A 16,906-nucleotide genomic window follows, 5' to 3' on the forward strand; every position below is an offset into this window, starting at 1 on the left:
CGGCGCGCGACGAGCCTGACGAGGACAACACGGCTCGGCCCGAGGTTCTTCCCGACCCGTCCCGCGCGGGCGGGTCCGGGTGGGCCCGGGTCAGCGACCGGGCAGCCGCACCACGGAGACGAAGAAGTCGTCGATCTGGCGCACCACGTCGATGAACCGGTCGAAGTCCACGGGCTTGGTCACGTAGGCGTTCGCGTGCAGCGAGTAGCTGCGCACGACGTCCTCCTCGGCCTCCGACGTCGTGAGCACCACGACCGGGATCTTGCGCAGCGCCTCGTCGGCCTTGAGCTCGGCGAGGACCTCGCGCCCGTCCATCCGCGGGAGGTTGAGGTCGAGGAGGATGAGGTCGGGCGTCGGGGCGTCGGCGTGCTCACCCTCCTTGCGCAGGAACTGCAGCGCGCTCACCCCGTCGGAGACGACCGAGAGCCGGTTGGTGAGCTTGTGGTCCTCGAAGGCCTCGCGCGTCATGAGCACGTCGCCGGGGTCGTCCTCCACCAGGAGGACGTCGATCGGCTTGGTGCCGTGGCTCATGCGGGGTTCTCCTCGTCGTCGTGGCGCGCGCGGACCGGTGCCGCCGTGGGCGCGCCGTCGTGGTCGGAGCGAGCGTAGCCGACCTGCGCGTGGACGTAGGCGTGCGCCAGCGTGAACCGGATCGTGGTCCCTCCCGTGCGCGGCTCGATCCAGATCCGTCCGCCGTGGTACTCGACGATGCGCTTGCACAGCGCGAGACCGATCCCCGTGCCCTCGTACACGTCCTTGGCGTGCAGGCGCTGGAAGATCACGAACACCCGCTCGGCGTACTGGGGATCGATGCCGATCCCGTTGTCCTCGACCGAGATCTCCCAGTGCGTGTCACGCGCGAGGACGCCGACGTGCACGACCGGAGACCGCTCGGGGTCGCGGAACTTCAGCGCGTTGCCCAGCAGGTTCGCGAGGAGCTGGTGGAGGAGCGCGCGCTCGCCCACGACGACGGGCAGCGGGTCGTGCGTGATGGTCGCCCCCGTCTCCACGACCGTCTCGGACAGGTCGGCGAGCACGACCTCGACCTCCCGCTCGAGGTCGACGTCGACGCGCTCGTTGCCGGTCCGCCCGACGCGCGAGAAGCCGAGCAGGTCCTGGATGAGCCGCTGCATGCGCTTGGCACCGTCGACCGCGAAGTCGATGTACTGGTCGGCCCGGTCGTCGAGCTGTCCGCCGTAGCGCTTCTTGAGGAGCTGCGTGAAGCTCGCGACCTTGCGCAGCGGCTCCTGGAGGTCGTGGGACGCGACGTACGCGAACTGCTCGAGGTCGCGGTTGGACCGTTCGAGCTCGCTCGCCTGCTCGGCGAGGAGCTCGTGCGACCGGGCCGCGTCCTCGTGCGAGGCCTTGATCTCGGCGACCTGGTTCACGAGCTCGACGCGCATGTGCTCCACGTCCTGCGCGAGGTCGGCGATCTCGGCCGGACCGGACGTGACGACCGGCTCGTCGAGGCGTCCGGAGCTGACGAGCCGCACGCGGTGCGCGAGCTCCGCCATCGGCTCGGTGACCCATCGCTTGAGGCACACCCACAGGATGATCCCGACCGCGAGCGCCGACCCCACGAGGACGAGCACGCTGCCGAACAACGCCCTGCTCCACCGGTCGAGCGCGTCCAGCCGCTCGAGACGCTCGGCGCGGATCGCGTCGACGTACCGGGCCGTGTCGGCGCGCGCGTCGGCGAACAGCTCGGCCCCGCGCGCCTGGTCCACGGCACGGACCCGGCCCGGACCCTCGTCCTCCGTGGTCTCGATGGCGGGTTCGGCGTAGTCCGTGACCCAGGCGCGCACCGACCTGTCGGCCTCCGAGAGCGTCGCGGCCTGCTCCTCGTCGAGCCCGAGCAGCTCCACGAGGGCGGAGTCCGGGACGACACCCTCGGCATCCGTCCCGACCGCCCGGGTGTACGCCTCGAGCGCCGTGTCGTCCCCGGTCGCGACGTAGGCGCGGACCGCGACCTCGGCGTCGAGCAGGCCCACGTACGCGGCGTCCGCACCGGACACGGCGTCGAAGAACGGCCCGGTGACCTCGTCCTGGATCTCCAGCACGCGCGAGAGCGCGATGGCCGAGGTCGCGAGGACGCCCAGCAGGATGACGCCCGCGACGACGAGCGACCACCCGAGCCGACGGCGCAGGGTGGGGGCGCGACGCGGACGCGTCCGGCCGGTCCCGGTCGTCCCGCTCACCGCACCCACTCCTCCGAGTCCGCGAGGGTCGCGGTCCGCTCCCCCGGGACGCCCTCGTCCCCGCCCCAACCCAGCACGAGCAGCGCCGCGTCGTCGGCGAGCGGCCCACCGTGCAGCTCGCGCACCCGGCGGAAGACCCGCTCCACGACCCCCTCGACCCCGTGCTCGAGCGCGCTGTCGACGGCGCGGCGCAGTCCGTCGACCCCGACGCGCTCCTGGCGTGTGCGCGAGCCCGTCGCACCGCCCGAGCTCGCGACCGTCGCCTCGACGAGCCCGTCGGTGTAGAGCATGAGGGCCCACCGTTCCCCCAGGTCGACGGACTGGGACTCCCACCCGCCGGTCACGGGGATGCCGAGGGCGCGGCCGCGGGCGGTCGGGGTGATCTCGGCCGCGGTGTCCCTCAGGAGCAGGGGGGCGAGGTGACCGGCGAGGTAGACCTCGGCGGTGCGCCGGTCGGCGGAGATCACGACCTGGCAGAGCGTGACGAAGACCTCGGGGCGAGCACGCTCGGGCACGAGGACGCGTTCGAGGAGCGGCAGGATCGCCTCGGGCGGGGTGTCGCTGAGGACGATGGTGCGCCAGGCCGTGCGCAGGGTCGCACCGAGCGCGGCCTCGTCGGGCCCGTGCCCCGCGACGTCGCCGATGACGCACAGGACGGTGCCGTCCGGGCGCTCGACGGCGTCGAAGAAGTCTCCGCCGAGGAGACCGTTCCCGCCGGGGACGTACCCCACCATGACGTCGATCCGGTCGTCCTGGACCAGGGGCGTGGGCAGGAGCGCGCGCTCGAGGCGCGCCGTCTCCGCCGCGCGCACCTCGCTGCGGTACAGCGCACGCTGCTGCTCGACGGACATGCGGCGCTGGACGGCGTAGCGGACGGACCGTCCGAGCAGGTCCCCGTCGACCTCGCCCTTGACGAGGTAGTCGTCGGCGCCGGCCGCGACGGCCTGCACCCCGAGGTCGACGCCCGAGTGCCCGGTGAGGACGACGAGGGCGGGCGGGCGGACACCTGCGCGGACGCGCTCGACCGCGGACAGACCGACCGAGTCGGGCAGGCCGAGGTCGAGCAGCACGCAGTCGACGTGCCGGGTGCCGAGGGTGTCGAGCGCCGCGTCGAGCGTCGTGGCGCGGTGGAGCTCGACCGTGAGGTTGCCGTCGGAGAGCAGCTCCTCGACGAGGATCGCGTCGCCGTCGTCGTCCTCGACCAGGAGGACGCTCAGCTCGTCGGTCGGGGCGAGGACCGCGCGCTCGGCGTGCAGGGGCCCTCCCGCGGCCGCCTCGTCGCCCCGCGCCGAGGGTCGCGCGGGGACCTCACGGCCTCTCCCGGTCACGACGCCCGCTCCCCTCTGGTCGCCATGGGCCACGATCCTAGCGGCAGCCTCGCGTCGGGCCCGGTCACGGACGCGGGACGCGCCGGGCACGGGTCCGGAGGCGGACGCCCGTGGGCCATAATGGACGGCCGTGTCACGGGCGGCGCTCGGGCGCGACGCCCGGCCGAGGGAAGGGACAGCGTGGGACGCAACGACGAGCTCCGGCTCGAGCAGGAGGTCGTGGACACCCTCTACGCACGCCTCGACGAGCTGCGCGCGGCCGCCCGCGCCCGGCTCGACGGCGTCCGCCGTTCCGGCCCGTCGGGCTCGCCGCAGAACCGGAGCGAGCGCGACGCGTTCGCGACGCTGTACGAGGACCGCGTCGCCCAGCTCGACGCCGTGGAGGACCGGCTCGCGTTCGGTCGCCTCGACCTGGAGGACGGCACGCTCCGCTACGTCGGACGCATCGGGCTGACCGACGCCGAGCACACGAGCCTCCTCACCGACTGGCGTGCGCCCGCGGCGCAGTCGTTCTACCGCGCGACGGCGGCCCACCCGGACGGCGTCGTCCGCCGCCGGCACCTGGTGACGCGCGGGCGCGCCGTCACGGGCCTCGAGGACGAGCTCCTCGACCTCGACGCGCACGACGTCGTCGCGGGCACCACGCTCTCCGGGGAGGGCGCCCTCCTCGCCGCGATGGCCGCGGGCCGCACCGGGCGCATGGGCGACATCGTCGCGACGATCCAGGCCGAGCAGGACACGATCATCCGGTCCGGGCTCGCCGGGGCGCTCGTGGTGCAGGGCGGCCCGGGCACGGGCAAGACGGCCGTCGCGCTGCACCGCGCCGCCTACCTCCTGTACGCGCACCGTCGCCTCCTGGAACGGTCCGGGGTCCTGCTCGTGGGCCCCAGCCACTCGTTCCTCCGGTACATCGACCAGGTCCTGCCGTCGCTCGGCGAGACGGGGGTCGTGAGCACGACGGTCTCCGACCTCCTGCCGGGGGTGGTGGCCGACGGCGCGGAGGACCCGCGGGTCTCGCGGGTCAAGGGCCGCGCCGTCATGGCCCGCGCCGTGCGGCGAGCGGTCCGGGCACGCGAGCGGGTGCCCGCCCAGGACGTCCCCGTGCGGCTCGACGGGCACGACCTGCTGATCCGCCGCCGCGACGTGCGCGACGCGATCGCCAAGGCCCGGCGCACGCACAAGCCGCACAACCTGGCGCGCGTGACGTTCGTGCGCGAGATGCTGTCCCGCCTCGTGGACCAGTACGGCCGCGCGCTGGGAGAGCCCCTCGCGGGCGAGGACCGCACGATCGCGCTCGAGGACCTGCGGTCGCACCGGGACGTGCGCGTCGCGCTCAACCTCGCGTGGCTGCCCCTCACCCCGGAACGCCTGGTCGAGGACCTGTGGACCAAGCCGCACCGGCTCGCCGAGGCAGCGCCGGAGCTCTCGCCCGACGACCGGCGCCTGCTGGAGCGTCCGAAGGGCTCGCCGTGGACCCCGGCGGACGTGCCGCTCCTCGACGAGGCGGCCGAGCTGCTCGGCGAGGACGACCAGGCGGAGCGTGCCGAGGCCGCCGCACGTGCGGCGCAGCACGCGCGCGACCTCGAGTACGCGCGGCAGGTGCTCGAGTCGTCCGGCGCGGGCGGCGGGATCGTCGGGGCGGACGTGCTGGCCGAGCGGTTCTCGGCGAGCGGGCCGCGCCTCACCACGGCCGAGCGTGCCGCGCAGGACCGCACGTGGACCTACGGGCACGTCGTGGTCGACGAGGCGCAGGAGCTCTCGGCGATGGCGTGGCGCATGCTCGTGCGCCGGTGCCCGACGCGCTCGTTCACCGTCGTGGGCGACGTCGCGCAGACGTCGTCGCTCGCCGGGGCACGCTCGTGGAAGGGCATGCTCGACCCGGTCTTCCGCGACGCGTGGCGCCTCGCGGAGCTGACCGTGAACTACCGCACTCCCGCATCGGTCGCCGACGCCGCGCGCCGCGCCGCCCTCGCCGCCGGGCTGCCGGTCTCCCCGCTCACGTCCGCGCGCGACGTCGAGGACGCGCTGCGCGTGGTCGAGTCCGCACCGGACGACCTGTACGCCCGGGTGCGGGACGCGGCGGACGCGGCGCGCGCGGAGTTCGTCGCCGCGGAGTCGGGGCGTGTCGCCGTCGTCGCCGCCGCGCCGGCCGTCCCCTCCCTGCGGGTCGCGCTCGGTCTCGAGGACGACGGCCCCGACGCCCCGGTCGCGGTGCTCGACCCGGTCCAGGTCAAGGGTCTGGAGTTCGACGCCGTCGTGCTCGTGGAGCCCTCCGAGGTCGCGGCCGGTCCCTCGGGCGCCTCGGACCTCTACGTGGCCATGACCCGCCCGACCCAGCGCCTGGTCGTCGTGCACGCGCGCCCGCTCCCGGAGGGCGTCGACACCCCGGGTCCGGACGGTCGGGGCCCTTCCGCCGGCTGACCGCGCGGGACGGTGGTGCGCGACGGACCCGTCACCTCGTCCCGAGGGTCAAGACCCGTTTGGTCCGGACCGCGGGACGGGCGCACCATGGGAGCGTGCTACGCGCCCTCCTCCTCGAAAACCTGCACCCACTCGCCGCCTCGAACCTCGAGGCGGCGGGCATCGACGTCACCGTCCGGACCGGCGCCCTCGACGAGTCCGAGCTGATCGAGGCCCTCGACGGGGTCCACCTGCTCGGCATCCGGTCCAAGACGAACGTCACCGCGAACGTGCTCGAGAACGCCCCCGACCTGGTGGCGCTCGGTGCGTTCTGCATCGGCACGAACCAGATCGACCTGCGGTCCGCGGCGACGCAGGGCGTCGCCGTGTTCAACGCGCCGTTCCAGAACACGCGCTCCGTCGTCGAGCTCGCGCTGGCCGAGATCATCGCGCTCACGCGCCGCCTCACGGAGCGCGACCGCGCCCTGCACGAGGGCCGCTGGGACAAGTCGGCCGAGGGCGCGCACGAGGTTCGCGGGCGCACGCTCGGCATCGTCGGCTACGGCAACATCGGCACGCAGCTCTCCGTCGTGGCGGAGAACCTCGGCATGTCGGTCGTCTTCTACGACACGGCGGAGAAGCTCGCGCTCGGCAACGCGCGCCGCATGGACACGCTCGACGAGCTGCTCGAGCAGGCGGACGTCGTCACGCTGCACGTCGACGGCCGCCAGGGCAACGCGGGCCTCTTCGGGGCCAAGCAGTTCGCCCGGATGCGCCCGGGGGCGATCTTCCTCAACCTGTCGCGCGGGTTCGTCGTGGACTACGGCGCGCTGCGCGAGGCGATCGTCGAGGGTCGCGTCTCCGGCGCCGCCGTGGACGTGTTCCCGCACGAGCCCAAGCGCAAGGGCGACAGCTTCGACTCCGAGCTGCGCGGTCTGCCGAACGTCATCCTCACCCCGCACATCGGCGGGTCCACCGAGGAGGCGCAGGAGGCGATCGGGCAGTTCGTGTCGGCCAAGCTGCGCGACTACCTCACGACGGGCTCGACGACGCTCAGCGTCAACGTCCCGAACCTCGCGCTCGAGCAGACCACCGGGATCACGCGCGTGACGCACCTGCACCGCAACACCCCGGGTGTGCTCGCCGCGGTCAACGCGACGCTCGCCGAGCACGGCACCAACATCGAGGGCCAGCTCCTCGCCACGCGCGGCGAGATCGGCTACGTCGTCACCGACGTCGGCTCGCGCGTCGAGCCCGCCGTGATCGAGGCGCTCGCCGCCATGGAGCAGACGATCGCCCTGCGCGTCCTCGACTGACGAGGCAGCACTCACGACGCTGCGCCCCGCGTGGCGTCGCGTCGACCTTCGCCGCGTGCCCCGGTTCCGTCCGGCGCACGCGGCGAAGGTCCTCGTGCGCCATGACCTTCGCCGCTGAGCGGCCGGCACGGCCCGGTGCCACGATGAGGCATGACCGGATACACGCACGACGCGCCGCAGGTCCTCGACGCCGACGCGTGCTGGGACCTCGTGGAGGGGACCCATGTCGCACGCCTCGCCGTGAGCGTCCGGGGGGAGCCGGACATCTTCCCCGTGACCGTGCGCGCGCACGAGCGCACGATCGCCTTCCGCACCGTCCCGGGCACCAAGCTCGCGACGCTCGTCACCAACGAGCGCGTCGCCCTCGAGTGGGACCACGTCGACGGGGACGGGGCGTGGAGCGTCGTCGCTCGCGGCACCGCGCACCGGATCCGTTCCGAGCACGAGGTGGACGCCGTCCAGGAGGACGCGCCGCCGCTCGTCCCGACCGTCGACGTCCCGACCGAGGAATGGGTCGTCGTCGAGGCGCGCGACGTCACCGGTCGCCGCTTCGCCCGCTCGGGGGGCTGAGTCCGGACGCACGTCGTCCGGCCACCCCGCGCGGGGACGACCGGACGAGGTGAGGGCGGTGGTCAGCCGGACTTGCGGCGGAAGGTGCGCTGGACCGGGCCGACGGTCTCGGAGCCGTGCACGGAGCCCGTGTTGGACTCGCCGTCCGTCGTGCGATGACGCGTCGCGTTCTTGCGGTCGAGCGCCTCGCGGAACTTCGCCTTGGCCTCCTCGGTCGGTGCGGTGTCAGCCGCTGGACGCTGCTGGTCGGACGCCATGGCGATCTCCTCGTCGGTGGGGACTTCGGTCTGTGCCCGGTGCGCTCCGGCGGTCCCGCTCCGTGGTCCGCCCAGCACTCCGAGCACCCCGACAGCCTCCCCCACGGCGACGCCCGACGCCAACTGATTTGCCCGCCGGACGTGACCGCGGCGCACCGCGCACCGCGTGCGTCGGGTAGCGTCAGCGCCGTGCCGCCCGATGCTCCCACCCCGAGGACCGACGAGGCGTCCGGCGCGACGCCCGACGTCGGTGGTCCGCTCCCGCACCGACGCCTCGGCCGTACCGGGCTGACCCTTCCCGTGGTGTCGCTCGGGCTGTGGCAGAACTTCGGTGAGGCAGACCCGTGGTCCACGCAGCGCGAGATCGTCCTGCACGCCGTGGACCGGGGCGTGACCCACCTCGACCTCGCGAACAACTACGGCCCACCGGGCGGAGCAGCGGAGGAGTCGCTGGGGCGTCTGCTCGCCCGCGAGCTGCGCCCGCTGCGCGACGAGCTCGTCGTGACGACCAAGGCCGGCTACCGGATGGGACCCGGGCCGTACGGGGAGGGAGGTTCGCGCAAGTACCTCCTCTCCTCCCTGGACGCGTCGCTCCGCCGCCTCGGGCTGGACCACGTCGACATCTTCTACTCCCACCGCTTCGACCCGACGACCCCGCTCACCGAGACGATCGGGGCGCTCGCCACCGCGGTGCGCTCGGGGCGCGCGCGCTACGCGGGCATCTCGTCCTACTCGGCGCGGCGCACGGCGGAGGCGTTGCGGGTCGCGGAGCAGGTCGGCGTGGACCTCGTCGTGACGCAGGTGTCGCACTCGATGCTCAACCGGTGGATCGAGGAACCGGACCCGCACGACCCCGCGGGAGCGTCCGTGCTCGATGTCGCCGGAGCCGAGGGACTCGGCGTCGTGGCCTTCTCACCGCTCGCGCAGGGGATGCTGACCGACCGCTACCTCGACGGCGTCCCGGCGGGCTCGCGGGCCGCGCGCGGCGGTCCGCTCCGCCCGGCGTTCCTCTCGGAGACGAACCTCGCCCACGTCCGCCGGCTCGACGGGCTCGCGCGCGCCCACGGGCGCAGCCTCGCGACGACGGCGATCCTCTGGGCGCTGCGGGACGAGCGCGTCACGTCGGTCCTCCTCGGGGCGAGCTCGACGCGCCAGCTCGACGACAACCTCGCGGCGCTGGACGCGCCGGCGCTCTCGGCGGAGGAGCTCGAGGCGGTCGACGCGCTGCCGTCGGACACGGGTATCAACATCTGGGCGTCCCGGTCCAGCGACCTGTAGCCCTCCCGCGCCCCCTGCAGCACCCTTGAGCTCTGCGGGCGGACGTCGCAGGTGCACGACCGTCCCGAGGTGCCCGGCCTGCTCAGGTCCGGGACGCCGACTCCTCGGCATCGGCGCTCGGGACCGCGCCGGACGCGGCAGCCTCGGAACGTGCCGCGGCAGACTCGCGCTCCTCGCGTTCGACCCGCAGCGAGGTGATGGCGCTCTCGAAGTCCTCGAGCGAGTCGAACGCCTGATAGACGCTCGCGAAGCGCAGGTACGCGACCTCGTCGAGCTCGCGCAGCGGCCCGAGGATCGCGAGCCCGATCTCGTACGCGTCGAGCTCGGCGCTGCCGCTCGCCCGGATCGTCTCCTCGACGCGCTGCGCGAGCACCGCGAGGTCGTCCTCGTTGACGGGCCGGCCCTGGCACGCCTTGCGCACACCGTTGACGATCTTCTCCCGGGAGAACGGTTCCGTGACCCCGGAGCGCTTGACCACCGACAGGCTGGCGGTCTCGATGGTCGTGAAGCGCCGGTTGCACTCGGGGCACTGACGGCGCCGCCGGATCGACGCCCCGTCGTCCGAGGTGCGCGAGTCGACGACGCGGGAGTCCGCGTGGCGGCAGAACGGGCAGTGCATGGCGGGCTCCTCCGCGGGGTCTCGCCGACAGGTCGGCGCGACGAACGTATGCCGTCACGGCCAAGCGGTGCAACACGCCGACGACGCCGACCGCCCGTGGACGGGGCGTGCGGCGCGCACGCGGCCGCGCAGGCGCCGGTGGACAGCAGAACGGGGGCGGTCGTGATCGACCGCCCCCGTCGGGACGCCCCCGTCCCCATCTCGCGCGTGACTCGCCTCACGCGCGGCGACGCGCACAGGAGACGCGGTGGACCGCGTGCTCCTCGCCTCGTTCGCCCAGCCCCCCAGCCGGCGTGTGAGGTGACACTAACTTAGGTCGACCTAAGGCGTCGCGCAAGCCCAGGGGCTCACTTCCGGACCGTCGCCGACGTGTCCTGCGTCACAGTCGGCCCGGCATCCTCCGACCTGCCCCGCACGCCGCCCCTCACTCCGCGTCGACCGGAAGGAGGAGCCGCTGCCCGACCTGGAGCCCCGACGACGAGAGCCCGTTGAGCTCGGCGAGCCCGCTCACCACGTCGCGCAGGTCCTCACCCGGCTCCGCGACGCCGCGAGCGAGCTCCCACAGCGTCTCCCCAGAGCTCACGACGTGGACCCGGACCTCCAGGGGCTCGCCCGGCCCGCTCGCGACCGCGACGCCCACGCGCGCGGCGAGCAGCAGGACCACGGCGGCCAGGAGCACGAGCACCGCGCGGCCGCGTCGCGTGAGCCGCAGCGGCCGCTCCCCCGCGCGGCCCCTCGCCGCAGCCCCGCCCGTAGGCCCGAGGGGCCCGACCGTCGAGATCGCCATCGCTTCCATGCCTGCTCCGTCCCGGCTCGCGGGCCCGATCGCCTTCCCCGGTCGATCGGGCTCCGCGAGCCCTTCGCCTCCGTGCCGACCCGGGCGGTCGAACACGTGTACGTAGAACACCTGTACGAAGGTCTACCACGGACGACCCACGGAGTCGAGACATGCTCGAACAGGTGTTTGATTCGTGTCGCAACCTCCCCTAGCCTGGGTGCAGGTCGGTTCGCCGGACATGTCCGCTCGGACCCGGAGGAGCGACCGTGGTCCCGGGGCGCACGCCGCGGGGAGGGGAGGTCGCAGACCCGGGAGGCGTCGGCGGCCACGACGGACGAGGCGGAGCGACCATGGCGGGACGAGGCACGGACAGGGCACGGGGGCTCGCCGAGGTGCGCGAGCTCCCGGACGGGTCGGCAGGGGGTGACGGGCTCACCCCGCGGCAGCGTCTCGTGCTCGAGACGATCCGCGCGTGCGTCGAGCAGCGCGGCTACCCGCCGAGCATGCGCGAGATCGGCGAGGCCGTCGGGCTCACGAGCCCGTCGTCCGTGAAGCACCAGCTCACGACCCTCGAGCGCAAGGGCTTCCTGCGCCGGGACCCCAACCGCCCCCGCGCGATCGAGGTCGTCCAGCCCGACGACGCGCGCCGCGCGACCCCGCTCGTGGCGGCGGGCGGCGCGACCGAGCCGACGTACGACGAGGCGCACCCCGCGCCGTCGTACGTCCCGGTCGTCGGCCGCATCGCCGCCGGCGGACCGATCCTCGCGGAGCAGGTCGTCGAGGACGTCTTCCCGCTGCCCCGCCAGCTCGTCGGCGAGGGTGAGCTCTTCCTCCTGCGCGTGCAGGGCGACTCGATGGTCGACGCGGCGATCTGCGACGGCGACTGGGTCGTCGTGCGCCGGCAGCCGGTCGCGGAGAACGGCGAGATCGTGGCGGCGATGATCGACGGCGAGGCCACGGTGAAGAGCCTGCGGCGCGCGGACGGGCACGTCTGGCTCATGCCGCACAACGCGGCCTACGACCCGATCCCGGGCGACGACGCCCAGGTGCTCGGTCGTGTCGTCTCGGTGCTGCGCAGCCTCTGAACGGCCCCGCCGTCGGCGTGCCCCCCGAGCGCTCGTACGTGACCGGTGGCAGCGGACGTGATGCCTCAGCCGTGAACAGGGCGAGAGCCGGGTGGTCGACGACCACCCGGCTCTCGTCGTCGGCGGACCCGCGCTCTCAGAGCCCGAAGCGTCGCGCGACCGCGCGCAGGGACTCGGCCGACGAGCGCAGGCCGGCGAGCTCCGCCTCGGCCAGCGGGACCTCGACCCGCTCCGCCGCGCCGCGCCGGTCGACCAGCGTCGGCAGCGAGAGGCACACGTCGTCGAGCCCGTACGCGCCGTCCAGGAGCGTCGACACGGGCAGGATGCGGTGCTCGTCGTCGAGCACGGCCTCGATGATGCGCGTGCCCGCGAGCCCGACGGCGTAGTTCGTCGCACCCTTGCCCTCGATGATCCGGTAGGCCGACTGCACGACCTCGCGCGCGATGTCGTCGCGCACCTGCTCCGTGAGGGGTCCCCGCCCACCGAGTCCCGGCCACTCGAGGAGCGGCACGCCGCCGATCGTCGCGGAGCTCCACAGCGGGATCTCGCTGTCGCCGTGCTCGCCCGCGATGTACGCGTGGACGTTCTGCACCGCGACGCCGCAGTGCTGAGCGACGAGGAACCGCAACCGGGACGAGTCGAGCACGGTCCCGCTGCCGAAGAGCTGCGACGGAGGGAGCCCGGAGAACTTGAGCGCCGCGTAGGTGACGATGTCGACGGGGTTGGTCACCATGACGTAGACCGCGTCCGGGGCGACCTCCACGAGCCCGGGCAGGATCGTGCGCATGAGCCCGATCGTGCCCTCGGCGAGGTCGAGCCGCGTCTGCCCGGGCTTCTGCTTCGCCCCGGCCGTCACGACGACCACGTCGGCCCCGGCGCACACCGCGACGTCGTCCGACCCCTCGACGCGCGCCATGGGCATGAACTGGATGCCGTGCTGGAGGTCGAGGACCTCCGCCTCGACCTTCGCCCGGTTCACGTCCAGGAGCGCCACGGTGCGCGCGGCGCCGCGCATGAGCGCCGCGTACGCCAGCGTCGACCCGACGGCGCCCGCGCCGACGATCGCGAGCTTGGTGGTCCGTGCTCCCCCTCCCGGACCGCCCGCGGTCCCGTCGCCGGTGCTCTGGGGGGACGTGCTCGTCGTCATCTCGCCTCCGTGAAAGTTCGTGGGATCCCTGATGCTCGCGGGAAAGGACTCAGCCTAGGGCGGCGAGGCGCCGCAGCGCAGCGGTAGCGACGTCGCGGTCGGTCGTCTGCCAGAACCCCGGCATCGACCGCGTGAGGAACGTGCCGTAGCGCGCTGTCACGAGGCGCGGGTCGAGGACCGCGACCACGCCCCGGTCGGCCGTGGACCGCACGAGCCGACCGGCGCCCTGCGCCAGCAGGAGCGCGGCGTGCGTCGCGGAGACCTGCATGAACCCGTTGCCGCCCGCGGCCTCGACCGCCCTGGCCCGGGCCGACTTCACCGGGTCGTCCGGGCGGGGAAACGGGATGCGGTCGATGAGCACGAGCTGGCACGACGGCCCCGGGACGTCGACTCCCTGCCACAGCGACAGGGTGCCGAACAGGCACGTCGCCGGGTCGTCGGCGAACTCGCGCACGAGCGTCGGGAGCTGGTCGTCGCCCTGGCACAGGATCGGCACGTCGAGCCGCTCGCGCATCGCCTCTGCCGCGGCGACCGCCGCGCGGCGCGACGAGAACAGGCCGAGCGTGCGCCCGCCCGCGGCCTCCACGAGCGCGGCGATCTCGTCGAGCTGGTGCTCGGTGGACGCCTCGCGCCCGGGCGTCGGGAGGCGCTTGGCGACGTAGAGGATGCCCTGCCGCGCGTAGTCGAACGGGCTGCCGACGTCGAGCCCGCGCCACCGCGGCGCGTCGGCGTCCTTCACCTCGCCGCCGCTCCCGAGCCCGAAGGTGCGCGCGACGGCGTCGAAGCTCCCGCCGAGCGCGAGCGTCGCCGAGGTGAACACCCCGGTCCGCTCGGCGAGCAGGTGCGTGCGGATGAGCCCCGCGACGCCCAGCGGTGCGGCGTGCAGGCGGCTCGCGCCCTCGCCGAACCGGTCGGCCGACCAGCCGCCCTCGCCCGGCCGCGAGCACCAGAGCACGTCGTGCCCCGTCGGGTCGGCAGCCATGCGCTCCGCGACCTCGAAGAGCTGCAGCATGGTCGACTGGGCCATCTTCAGCCCGGAGTCCGGCTGGGCAGGCTTGGTCACCCCGGTCTCGGGCTTGAGCGTCGAGAGGACCTCGCGCGCGGCGTCACGCACCGCCGCGACGGCCGAGCGCGCGCCGTCGGGCAGCCCGTCCGGGAACCGCTCGGCGGGCAGCGCGCCGACGACCGTCCCGAACGCGGCCGACGCCGCGTCCAGCGCGTCCGTCGTGACGCCCCCGTGCCGGCGCGCGAGGCGCGCCGCGCTCTCGATCGCCGGGACCGACAGGTCGACCGTCGCCGCCGCCGTCACACGGTCGGCGAGCTCGTGCGCCTCGTCGACCACGAGCACGTCGTGCTCGGGCAGCACCCCCGGCGAGCCCATCGCAGCGATGCCGAGCATCGCGTGGTTGGTCACGACGACGTCGGCCTCGCGCGCGGTCGCGCGCGCCTTCTCCGGGAAGCACTCCGCGAGCAGGGGGCACCGCTGGCCGAGGCACTCGAGCGCGGTGACCGAGACCTGCCGCCACGCCTTGTCGCTCACCCCGGGCACGAGGTCGTCGCGGTCACCGGTCGGTGTCTCGTCGGCCCACTCGCGCAGTCGCACGACCTGCTCGCCGAGGGCCGCGGCACTGGTCCCGCCGCGCGCGGCGGGGTGGTCGGCGGCGCCCGCCGACTCACCCGGCAGGTCGAACAGCGTGGGCTCGTCGGCCGGGTACCCGCCCGCGATCTTGTGGACGCACAGGTAGTTGTGCCAGCCCTTGAGGAGCGCGATCGTCGCGGGGCGGGGCAGCTCGTCCGCCACGGCGTCGGCGACGAGCGGGAGGTCACGCGTGATGACCTGGCGCTGGAGCGCGAGGGTCGCGGTCGAGACGATCACCCGCTCGTCGGTCGCCACGGCGTGCCGCACGGCCGGCACGAGGTACCCGAGCGACTTTCCCGTGCCCGTCCCTGCCTGGACGACGAGGTGCTCCGACCCCTCGATCGCCTCGGTGACCGCCCGCGCCATCGCGTGCTGCCCGTCGCGCCGCGCGCCGCCCAGCCGGGTGACGGCGACGTCGAGCAGCGCGTCGACGTCGGGCACGTCGCCTCCCGAGGTGCCGGCCGTCGTGCCCGGTCCGGCGTCGACACGGTCGGGGGCGGGTCGCGTGGAGGGGGGCACCCGCCGAGTCTACGGTCGGTCGCCCACGGTGCGACGGCCCTGTGGACGACGGCGGCGGGCGCGGCGCGACCCCGCACGGGACGTGCCGTACGGGGTCGCGGAGGGCGTCGGCCGGGCGCCCGGCGCGGGTCGGTCAGGCCTGGGCCGAGGCTCCGACGAGCTCGGTCGCGAGCGCCTGGGCGACGCGCCCGCGAAGGAGCGTCCCCTCGGGCGTGTGCTCCTCGTGGTCGATCTCGCCCTCCGTGTGCACGCGGTGCACGAGGTCGCCGCGGCTGTACGGGACGACGACGTCGATCTCCACGTCGGGGCGCGGGAGCTCGTGCGCGATGAGCTCGCGCAGGTGCTCGATCCCCTCGCCGGTGTGCGCGGAGACGACGACCGTGCGGCGCTCGCGCAGCCGGATCCGTGCGATGGTCTCCGGGTCCGCGAGGTCCGCCTTGTTGAGGACGATCACCTCGGGCACGTCCTCCACGCCCGGGATGTCCGCGAGGACGTGGCGCACCGCCGCGATCTGGCCCTCGGGGTCGAGGTGCGACGCGTCGACGACGTGGAGCAGCAGGTCGGCGTCGCCGACCTCCTCGAGCGTCGAGCGGAACGCCTCGACGAGCTGGTGCGGCAGGGCGCGCACGAACCCGACCGTGTCGGCGAGCGTGTAGACCCGCCCGTCCTCGGTGCGCGTGCGGCGCACCGTCGGGTCGAGCGTCGCGAACAGCGCGTTCTCGACGAGCACGCCCGCGCCGGTGATGGCGTTGAGCAGGCTCGACTTGCCCGCGTTCGTGTAGCCCGCGATCGCGACGGACGGGACGGCGTGCCGCTTGCGCGACGCGCGCTTCGTCTCCCGCCCCGGGGCCATCGCCTGGATCTCACGGCGCAGCTTCGCCATGCGGTTGCGGATGCGGCGGCGGTCCAGCTCGATCTTCGTCTCACCGGGACCACGCGATCCCATGCCCGCGCCGGCGCCGCCGACCTGGCCACCGGCCTGCCGCGACATCGACTCGCCCCACCCGCGCAGGCGCGGGAGGAGGTACTCGAGCTGGGCGAGCTCGACCTGGGCCTTGCCCTCCCGGGACTTCGCGTGCTGGGCGAAGATGTCGAGGATCAGGGCGGTCCGGTCGATCACCTTGACCTTGACGATGTCCTCGAGCGCACGCCGTTGGGAGGGCGCGAGCTCGCCGTCGATCACGACCGTGTCCGCGCCGCTGGACGCGACGACGTCGGCGAGCTCGGCGGCCTTGCCGGAACCGAGGTACGTTCCCGGGTCGGGCTTCGCGCGGCGCTGGACGACGCCGTCGAGCACCTGGGAGCCCGCCGTCTCGGCGAGTGCCGCGAGCTCGCGCAGCGAGATCTCGGCCTCCTCCGCGGACGAGGGCGCACCGTCCTCGCGCGGGTCGGAGCCGGGGCTCCACAGCCCGACGAGCACGACCTTCTCCAGGCGGAGCTGCCGGTACTCGACCTCGGTGACGTCCTGGAGCTCGGTCGACAGGCCGACCACGCGGCGCAGCGCGCTGCGCTCCTCGAGCTCGAGCTGCTCGCCGTCGTGCCGTGCGTGGACCGTGCCGCCCTCGGCGCGCGCCGTCCCGGCCCGAGCGAGCACCCGCGCCACGACGTCGCTCGCGATGTCCCGCGTCGCGCCGGTCGGCTCGTCCTGAGCCGGGGTGGGGGTCGCTGGGCTCTGGGTCATGTGCCGCCTTTCGTCAGGGAGCGGCGCTCGTGCGCCGTGGTAGGAGAACAAGCGTGGCACGGGAAATCGTCCCGAGGCCAGCGGATAAGGG

14 protein-coding genes are annotated in these 16,906 nt (G+C 74.2%); 5 read left to right on the forward strand and 9 right to left on the reverse strand.

Annotation, left to right across the window (positions count from 1 at the left end; all coding sequences use genetic code 11):
* Positions 1 to 90: 90 nt before the first annotated feature.
* The 3 genes from FIC82_RS13455 to FIC82_RS13465 are packed head-to-tail and all read right to left on the reverse strand — an operon-like array spanning position 91 to position 3,526.
* Positions 91 to 531: a response regulator gene (locus tag FIC82_RS13455; protein WP_154798874.1), complete on the reverse strand. Its 441-nt coding sequence runs from the start codon at positions 529 to 531 to the stop codon at positions 91 to 93.
* Positions 528 to 2,198, reverse strand: coding sequence for a sensor histidine kinase (locus FIC82_RS13460; RefSeq protein ID WP_168731859.1), 1,671 nt, complete (start codon positions 2,196 to 2,198; stop codon positions 528 to 530). The genes FIC82_RS13455 and FIC82_RS13460 overlap by 4 nt, the downstream gene beginning before the upstream one ends.
* Complete coding sequence (locus FIC82_RS13465; RefSeq protein ID WP_336240038.1) at positions 2,195 to 3,526, reverse strand: PP2C family protein-serine/threonine phosphatase; 1,332 nt, start codon at positions 3,524 to 3,526, stop codon at positions 2,195 to 2,197. Before FIC82_RS13465 ends, FIC82_RS13460 begins: the two co-directional genes overlap by 4 nt.
* Positions 3,527 to 3,706: 180 nt before the next feature.
* Here FIC82_RS13465 and FIC82_RS13470 point away from each other — a divergent pair, with 180 nt between their 5' ends.
* The 3 genes from FIC82_RS13470 to FIC82_RS13480 all read left to right on the forward strand — a co-directional run bounded on the left by FIC82_RS13470 (position 3,707) and on the right by FIC82_RS13480 (position 7,812).
* Entirely contained in the window at positions 3,707 to 5,947 is a 2,241-nt protein-coding gene (locus FIC82_RS13470) for a HelD family protein (RefSeq protein WP_253691151.1), read from the forward strand.
* 95 nt (positions 5,948 to 6,042) lie between these two features.
* The gene (gene serA, locus FIC82_RS13475; RefSeq protein WP_168731860.1) at positions 6,043 to 7,242 is read left to right on the forward strand and encodes a phosphoglycerate dehydrogenase; all 1,200 of its coding nucleotides are present in this window, start codon (positions 6,043 to 6,045) and stop codon (positions 7,240 to 7,242) included.
* 150 nt (positions 7,243 to 7,392) lie between these two features.
* Positions 7,393 to 7,812 carry a pyridoxamine 5'-phosphate oxidase family protein gene (locus tag FIC82_RS13480; RefSeq protein ID WP_154798877.1) on the forward strand — a complete coding sequence of 140 codons (420 nt, stop codon included), beginning with the start codon at positions 7,393 to 7,395 and terminating at the stop codon, positions 7,810 to 7,812.
* A 62-nt stretch (positions 7,813 to 7,874) separates the two neighbouring features.
* Here the strand turns inward: FIC82_RS13480 and FIC82_RS13485 are convergent, their stop codons facing one another.
* Entirely contained in the window at positions 7,875 to 8,069 is a 195-nt protein-coding gene (locus tag FIC82_RS13485) for a DUF5302 domain-containing protein (protein WP_154798878.1), read from the reverse strand.
* A gap of 189 nt (positions 8,070 to 8,258) precedes the next feature.
* On the opposite strand from FIC82_RS13485, the gene FIC82_RS13490 reads away from it, so the two are divergent.
* Positions 8,259 to 9,347 carry an aldo/keto reductase gene (locus FIC82_RS13490; RefSeq protein ID WP_168731861.1) on the forward strand — a complete coding sequence of 363 codons (1,089 nt, stop codon included), beginning with the start codon at positions 8,259 to 8,261 and terminating at the stop codon, positions 9,345 to 9,347.
* Positions 9,348 to 9,429: 82 nt separating this feature from the next.
* Here the strand turns inward: FIC82_RS13490 and nrdR are convergent, their stop codons facing one another.
* Together nrdR and FIC82_RS13500 are read right to left on the reverse strand one after the other, a co-directional pair.
* Entirely contained in the window at positions 9,430 to 9,966 is a 537-nt protein-coding gene (nrdR, locus tag FIC82_RS13495; protein ID WP_154798879.1) for a transcriptional regulator NrdR, read from the reverse strand.
* A 424-nt stretch (positions 9,967 to 10,390) separates the two neighbouring features.
* Entirely contained in the window at positions 10,391 to 10,762 is a 372-nt protein-coding gene (locus tag FIC82_RS13500; protein ID WP_253691153.1) for a LysM peptidoglycan-binding domain-containing protein, read from the reverse strand.
* Positions 10,763 to 11,094: 332 nt separating this feature from the next.
* Here FIC82_RS13500 and lexA point away from each other — a divergent pair, with 332 nt between their 5' ends.
* Complete coding sequence (lexA, locus tag FIC82_RS13505) at positions 11,095 to 11,829, forward strand: transcriptional repressor LexA (RefSeq protein ID WP_154798880.1); 735 nt, start codon at positions 11,095 to 11,097, stop codon at positions 11,827 to 11,829.
* 136 nt (positions 11,830 to 11,965) lie between these two features.
* Here the strand turns inward: lexA and FIC82_RS13510 are convergent, their stop codons facing one another.
* The 3 genes from FIC82_RS13510 to hflX form a co-directional block, all read right to left on the reverse strand.
* Entirely contained in the window at positions 11,966 to 12,976 is a 1,011-nt protein-coding gene (locus FIC82_RS13510) for an L-lactate dehydrogenase (RefSeq protein WP_154798881.1), read from the reverse strand.
* Between the two features lie 49 nt (positions 12,977 to 13,025).
* The gene (locus tag FIC82_RS13515; RefSeq protein ID WP_253691815.1) at positions 13,026 to 15,056 is read right to left on the reverse strand and encodes an ATP-dependent DNA helicase; all 2,031 of its coding nucleotides are present in this window, start codon (positions 15,054 to 15,056) and stop codon (positions 13,026 to 13,028) included.
* Positions 15,057 to 15,267: 211 nt separating this feature from the next.
* Complete coding sequence (gene hflX, locus FIC82_RS13520; protein ID WP_154798882.1) at positions 15,268 to 16,815, reverse strand: GTPase HflX; 1,548 nt, start codon at positions 16,813 to 16,815, stop codon at positions 15,268 to 15,270.
* Between the last annotated feature and the right edge of the window lie 91 nt (positions 16,816 to 16,906).

This window comes from Cellulosimicrobium protaetiae, assembly GCF_009708005.2.
GTDB lineage: Bacteria > Actinomycetota > Actinomycetes > Actinomycetales > Cellulomonadaceae > Cellulosimicrobium > Cellulosimicrobium protaetiae.

Bases quoted from the DNA above. Each gene is read 5' to 3' on its own strand.
- nrdR (WP_154798879.1), bottom strand. From the start codon at position 9,966: ATGCACTGCCCGTTCTGCCGCCACGCGGACTCCCGCGTCGTCGACTCG.
- lexA (WP_154798880.1), top strand. From the start codon at position 11,095: ATGGCGGGACGAGGCACGGACAGGGCACGGGGGCTCGCCGAGGTGCGC.
- FIC82_RS13480 (WP_154798877.1), top strand. From the start codon at position 7,393: ATGACCGGATACACGCACGACGCGCCGCAGGTCCTCGACGCCGACGCG.
- hflX (WP_154798882.1), bottom strand. From the start codon at position 16,815: ATGACCCAGAGCCCAGCGACCCCCACCCCGGCTCAGGACGAGCCGACC.
- FIC82_RS13455 (WP_154798874.1), bottom strand. From the start codon at position 531: ATGAGCCACGGCACCAAGCCGATCGACGTCCTCCTGGTGGAGGACGAC.
- FIC82_RS13510 (WP_154798881.1), bottom strand. From the start codon at position 12,976: ATGACGACGAGCACGTCCCCCCAGAGCACCGGCGACGGGACCGCGGGC.
- FIC82_RS13485 (WP_154798878.1), bottom strand. From the start codon at position 8,069: ATGGCGTCCGACCAGCAGCGTCCAGCGGCTGACACCGCACCGACCGAG.
- FIC82_RS13500 (WP_253691153.1), bottom strand. From the start codon at position 10,762: ATGGAAGCGATGGCGATCTCGACGGTCGGGCCCCTCGGGCCTACGGGC.